The organism is Microcystis sp. LEGE 08355 (genome assembly GCF_015207185.1).
Classification (GTDB): Bacteria; Cyanobacteriota; Cyanobacteriia; order Cyanobacteriales; family Microcystaceae; genus Microcystis; species Microcystis panniformis.
The window spans coordinates 1-1,478 of the sequence record NZ_JADEXI010000850.1 but is presented as its reverse complement, the minus strand read 5'-3'; the positions used below and the strand labels follow the sequence as shown (position 1 = coordinate 1,478).

Annotated in this window: 2 protein-coding genes; one reads left to right on the top strand and one right to left on the bottom strand. The window is 38.4% G+C overall.

The window, feature by feature from the left end:
- On the top strand, nucleotides 1–353 hold a 353-nt coding region (locus tag IQ242_RS24640; protein ID WP_193961762.1), incomplete at its 5' end, for a chorismate-binding protein.
- 11 nt (nucleotides 354–364) lie between these two features.
- Here the strand turns inward: IQ242_RS24640 and IQ242_RS24635 are convergent.
- On the bottom strand, nucleotides 365–1,478 hold a 1,114-nt coding region (locus IQ242_RS24635), incomplete at its 5' end, for an aldehyde dehydrogenase family protein (RefSeq protein ID WP_193961761.1).

Below are 1,478 nucleotides of genomic sequence, written 5' to 3'. Positions count from 1 at the left end.
ATATTCAACATCTCTGGACTCCTATTCATGCCAAACTAAAACCCTCCATCCATCCCCTCGAAATTGTTGCCCAACTACACCCCACTCCTGCTGTTGCTGGGGTTCCCACCGAGATCGCTTTAGCACAAATTCGTCATTATGAAACCTTTGATCGCTCTCTTTATGCCGCTCCTTTGGGTTGGATTGATTGTCAAAATAATAGTGAGTTTATTGTTGGTATTCGTTCGGCCTTAATTAAAGGCGATCGAGCGCGATTATACGCCGGTGCGGGTATTGTTGCCGGTTCCGATCCGGAAAAAGAACTAGCAGAAATTCAGCTGAAATTTCAAGCTCTCTTAAAAGCTTTAACTTAAACTGTAGCTTTTTAGCGAACCAATAACTTAAATAAGTTTAATTTACCCTTAAAAGGCGGATATTTTAAAGCGGGATTGAACCAAAGAGGTGTTTTCATAATCGCTTTTTGGTGACTAAAATTCTCAAAGGAAAAACGACCATGATAGCTACCAATACCGCTATTTCCTCGACCACCAAAGGGTAAACTAGGATTAGTAAAATGAAAACTATTGTTGTTAATACAACCTCCCCCAAACTGGACTGATTCTAACCATTTCTTTTCAGTCTTTGCCTTAGTAGTAAACAGATAAAAAGCTAGAGGGTTAGGGTTTTTAGCGATAATTGCTAAAGCTTCCTCAAAAGTGCTAAAGGCAATGATCGGTAAAATTGGACCGAATATTTCCCCTTGCATAATAGGAGCATCGAGGGAAACATTAGTTAATAAAGTTGGTTGAATATATAAATTTTCTCGATCGGTTTTGCCACCAAAAACAATCTCACCATCTTTGAGCAAGTCAATCAGGCGATCAAATTGTTTATCATTAATTATCTTACCATAATCAGCACTTAATCTGGCATCTTCACCGAAAAAATTAACAATAGTATTAGCTAATTCTCTGATCAAATTCTCCTGCTGGGATTGATGTACCAAAACATAATCAGCTGCGATACACATTTGACCACAATTAGAGAATTTTGTCACGGCAATGCGACGGGTTGCCACGGAAATATTAGCATCAGCTTCGATAACACAGGGACTTTTTCCCCCTAATTCTAGAGTAACAGGAATTAACTTTGCTGCCGCTAGTTGATAAATAATTTTTCCTACCCTGGTACTGCCAGTAAAAAATATATGATCAAAGGTAAAACTGTCTAAGATATTCGGAATTACTTCCGCACCATCTCCCGGGACAATTAACACATATTCTTCTGGGAATATTTCCTGAATTATTTTAACTACTAATTTTTCCGTCGCTGAGGCAAATTCACTCGGTTTTAATACCGCACAGTTACCGGCAGCAATAGCACCAACTAAAGGCACTAATAACAATTGGAGGGGATAATTCCAAGCACCAATAATTAAAACCACTCCTAAAGGTTCCTGAATAATTTGACTGGAGGAGGAGAAATTTAAGAGATTAGTT